At 74.2% G+C, this 4302-nt stretch carries 5 protein-coding genes; 4 read left to right on the forward strand and 1 reads right to left on the reverse strand.

Translation table 11 applies throughout. The annotated features are described in order from the left end of the window. Positions 1-31: 31 nt before the first annotated feature. On the reverse strand, positions 32-193 hold the full coding sequence (locus ACWGIU_RS30900) for a hypothetical protein (RefSeq protein ID WP_453711346.1): 162 nt from the start codon (positions 191-193) through the stop codon (positions 32-34). Between the two features lie 220 nt (positions 194-413). Here ACWGIU_RS30900 and ACWGIU_RS30905 point away from each other — a divergent pair, with 220 nt between their 5' ends. From ACWGIU_RS30905 to ACWGIU_RS30920, 4 genes are all read left to right on the forward strand, one after another. After that, positions 414-1721, forward strand: a complete 1308-nt coding sequence (locus ACWGIU_RS30905) for an NYN domain-containing protein (RefSeq protein WP_453711348.1) — start codon at positions 414-416, stop codon at positions 1719-1721. 28 nt (positions 1722-1749) lie between these two features. Then, entirely contained in the window at positions 1750-2787 is a 1038-nt protein-coding gene (locus ACWGIU_RS30910; protein WP_453711350.1) for an ABC transporter ATP-binding protein, read from the forward strand. Between the two features lie 47 nt (positions 2788-2834). Beyond that, positions 2835-3656: an ABC transporter permease gene (locus ACWGIU_RS30915; protein ID WP_453711354.1), complete on the forward strand. Its 822-nt coding sequence runs from the start codon at positions 2835-2837 to the stop codon at positions 3654-3656. Positions 3657-3703: 47 nt separating this feature from the next. After that, positions 3704-4302: hypothetical protein (locus ACWGIU_RS30920; RefSeq protein ID WP_453711352.1), on the forward strand; the 599-nt coding region annotated here is incomplete at its 3' end.

Here is a 4302-nt window from a genome sequence, read left to right on the forward strand (position 1 = left end):
GGGCGGGCCCTTCCGCATGCGAGTACGGCCGTCAGTTGTGGCCGAACTTCTTCTCCTTGCGCTTGTGCGCCATGTCCATCGGGCTCGGAGCCGACGAAGGCATCGTCGCGGTCTCCGACGTGCCCTTGGCCGGATCCTGTCCCGACCGGGCCTGCTGCTTGGCGGGCTGCTTCTGGTTCTTGTTCTTGGCCATGGTGGAGCCTCCGTGAGGGTCTAGGGGCCAGGACCGCCTTCACACTCACACAACGCCAGAAACTGCGCATTTTGGATCATTGCTGCGTGTAGCGGATGGCTCCCGCCCCGTCGGCCGTGAGATCCGCCACGCCGATGATCGAGTTCCGGCCTTCAACACCCTTGGGGTCGGGCAGACTCGGGGAACCGCCGCAAAGCACAGAGGACCCCCAGGGAAGAGGGTGGAACGCGTGGACCGCTGCGTCGTCCTGGTGGACGCCGGCTACCTGCTGGGTGCCGCCGCCAGCCTTCTCGCCGGGGAGCCCTCCCGCTCCCGGATCACCATCGACCATGCCGCCCTCATCCAGGGCCTGCGCGAGCGGGCCGAGGCCGACACCGAGCAGCCCCTGCTGCGCATCTACTGGTTCGACGGAGCGCCCGACCGGGTGCCCCAGCCCGAGCACCGGCGGCTGCGCGTCATGCCCCGCGTCACCGTCCGCCTCGGCGCCCTGACCCGCAGCGACGGCCGCTGGGCGCAGAAGGGCGTCGACGCCGCCATGCACGCCGAGCTCACCGAACTCGCCCGCAACCGGGCCTGCTCCGACGTGGTGCTGGTCACCGGCGACGGGGACCTGCTGCCCGGCCTGATGTCCGCCAAGGAACACGGGGTCGCCGTCCACCTGTGGGCCGTCCAGGCCGCCGACGGGGACTACAACCAGTCCGAGGACCTCGTCGCAGAGGCCGACGAACGCCGCGTCCTGGACCGGGCCTGGATCACCCGGGCCGTCCGCGCCAAGGACCTCACCGGACTGTGTTCCCCGCCGCCCGCACCCCGCCCCGACATCGCCGCCATCCTCTCGGCCCCGCTGCCCGAGGCGGCGCTCGCCGAGGCCGCCCGCAACGGCGCCGCCGTCACCGGGCAGGAGGAGCGCGACGGGGTTCCCGTACCGGCCCCCACCACCCCCGGCGGCAAGCCGGTACCCACGCCCAAGGACCTGGCCGGCGCCCTGCGCGCCACCGGCCAGCAGAGCGGCCCGCAGGCCGGGCCGAGCGGCGCCCACGCCCCCGCCAGCGCCCTGCGCTGGTCCTCCGACAAGGGCTGGATCGACCGGGCCGGACCGCTCGGCGAGCCCGCCGAGACCGCCTCGCTGCCCACCCTCGCCCAGCTCACCAGCGCCGAACAGCGCTGGGCGGACCGCGAGGAGGACATCACCACCGTCGGCGGGGACCCGTTCGAGGTGGGACAGGTGTTCGCCCGGCGCTGGATGGAACGGCTCCCGGAGACCGTGCACCTGCAGAGGCTGGCCACGATGTACCCGCGGATCCCGCACCGGATCGACGGCGAACTGCTGCGCTACGCCGCCCGGTTCGGACTGCTCGCGCACAAGGACGACCAGATCGACGAGCACGACCGGTACGCCATCCGGGCCGGGTTCTGGCGGGAGATCGACGTCCGCGCCGCCGCCGAACACGTGGCCGCCGTACCGGCCTCCGCGCCCGGAGCGGCCCCCGGCGAGCTCGCCGACCCGCTGACCCCGACGGCCGAGTAGGGCCGGGAACCCCGTAGGCTGCTCCCTCGTGAGTACGGGCACAGCACAGGCGGGGACCAGCACGGCGGCGGCCGCGGGAGCGGCGCCGGACGTCATCTGCGCAGTGCGTGACCTCGTCAAGACGTATCCCGCCGTACGCGGCCGGCGCGGGGCTCCCGCCCTGCCCGAGATCCGCGCCAACGACGGGATCTCCCTCGACGTCCGGCGCGGCGAGATCTTCGGCCTGCTCGGCCCCAACGGCGCCGGCAAGTCCACACTGGTCCGCCAGCTCACCGGCCTGATGCGGCCCGACTCCGGCGCCGTGACCCTGCTCGGCCACGACCTCGTACGCCACCCCGAGCGGGCCTCCCGGCTGCTCGCCTACCTGGGGCAGGAGTCCACCGCCCTGGACGAGCTGACGGTGGCGCTGGCCGCCGAGACCACCGGGCGGCTGCGCGGGCTCGACGTCCGCGCCGCCCGGGCCGCACGCGACGCCGTACTGGAGGAGCTCGGGCTGGCCCCGATCGCCGGACGGCCCCTGAAGAAACTCTCCGGCGGCCAGCGTCGCCTCGCCTGCTTCGCCACCGCGCTGGTGGGGGAGCGGCCGGTACTGGTCCTCGACGAGCCCACCACCGGCATGGACCCGGTCGCCCGGCGGGCCGTGTGGTCCGCCGTCGACCGGCGGCGCGCGCAGCACGGTGCCACGGTCCTGCTCGTCACCCACAACGTCATCGAGGCCGAGACCGTCCTGGACCGGGTCGCCGTCATCGACCAGGGCAAGGTCATCGCCTGCGACACCCCGGCCGGCCTGAAGGCCGCCGTCTCGGGCGAGGTCCGGCTGGAGCTGGTGTGGCGCGAAGGCGCTCCGCTGGAGGTACCGGAGGTCGCCCGGCTGCGCGCCCGGGCCGTCGAGTCGGGGCGCCGCTGGGTGCTGCGGCTGGCACCGGACGAGGCGAGGGCGGCGGTGGCCTCGGTGACCGGGGGCCCGGCCTTCGCCGCGCTCGACGACTTCACCCTGGCCACCCCGAGCCTGGAAGACGTGTACCTGGCCCTCGGCGGCAGGACGAAAGGGCTGGTGAAGTCGTGAGCGACCGCTCGACGGGGGCCGTCCGGGCCCTACTCGCGCCCGACGCCGTGCCGTCACCCGCTCCGGGGGCCGCACCGGCCGGCGCCACCACGACCTGCCCACAGGCACCGCAACCCGCGCCGCTTGCGCCACGCTCGCGCTTCTTCCCGTCCCTGGCCGCCGTCTACCGGGCCCAGCTGTCCCGCGCCCGGGTGGCCCGGATCCCGCTGCTGTTCGTCGCCACCTTCCAGTCCGTCGGAATCATGATCCTGATGCGGGGCGTGGTCGACGGAGGCTCGGAGGCCCGCGCCGTCGTCGCCGGATCCTCGGTGCTCGTCGTCGCCTTCGTCGCCCTGAACCTGCTCGCCCAGTACTTCGGACAGCTGCGGGCCGGCGGCGGGCTCGACCACTACGCCACCCTTCCCGTTCCGCCCGCGTCGGTGGTCCTGGGCGCGGCCGCCGCGTACGCCTCCTTCACCCTGCCGGGGACCCTGGTCACCGCGGTCTTCGGATGCCTGCTGTTCGGGCTGCCGATGGGCGGGCTGTGGATCCTGGCCGCAGTGGTACCACTGGCGGGGGCCGCGCTGGCCGGGCTCGGCGCGGCGCTGGGACTGCTGGCACCGCGGCAGGAGTTCGCCACCCTCGCGGGGCAGCTCGGCATGTCGGCGGCGCTGCTGCTCGGGGTGCTGCCGCCGGAGCGGATGCCGGACGTGATCGTGTGGACCCGGGACCTGCTGCCGTCCACGTACGGCGTCGAGGCGTTCGCCCGTACCTTCGCCCCGGAACCGGACTGGGCAGCCGTCGCCTTCGACCTGGGCGTGTGCGGCGCCGTCGGGATCCTCTCGCTGACCGTCGCGACCTGGGCGTACCGCCGGGCGGCCGTCCGCTGACACGGTCCGCCGACGCCGCCGCCGGGCACACCTGGCACGATGTGGGGGTGACCGAAGCCGTGACCCCGCAGTCCCCCCTCGACCCGCCGCCGCTCCAGCCCGACAAGCCGGGAGCCGCCTCCGGGGCGATCACCCCGGAGGACATCCGGGACGGGGCCGTCGTCGCCCTGCTCGTCGGGGCGGCCGGACTGCTCCTCGGCCTGCTGTGGGTATGGCTGGCCCCCCGGGTTCAGTACGTCTCCAACGGGGAGGCGGTGTTCCTGCGCAACAGCGAGAGCGAGGCGCGGATCGCCTCCGACGGCACCTTCTTCCTGCTGGCGCTGGGTCTGGGCGTGCTCAGCGCCGTCGGCACCTTCCTGTGGCGGCGGGCCGGCGGCGTGCCGCTGGTGATCGGGCTGGCGGTCGGGTCCGTGTTCGGGGCGCTGGTGGGGTGGCGGTTCGGGCTGTGGCTCGGGCCGTCGTCGGACCTGGTCGCCGCCGCGAAGAAGGCGGGCGAGGGGGTTGCGTTCGACGCGCCGCTGGCGTTGCTCGCGCACGGGGCGTTGCTGGCGTGGCCCATGACCGCCGTGCTGTTGCACCTGGGGATGACCGCGCTGTGGACACCGCGGGATCCGGATGCCGTACCGGCGTTCGAATGGAGCGGGTA

It is taken from the genome of Streptomyces sp. NPDC054840 (assembly GCF_053611065.1).

Excerpts from the sequence above, each read along its gene's own strand:
- ACWGIU_RS30900 (WP_453711346.1), bottom strand. The coding sequence starts at position 193 with ATGGCCAAGAACAAGAACCAGAAGCAGCCCGCCAAGCAGCAGGCCCGG.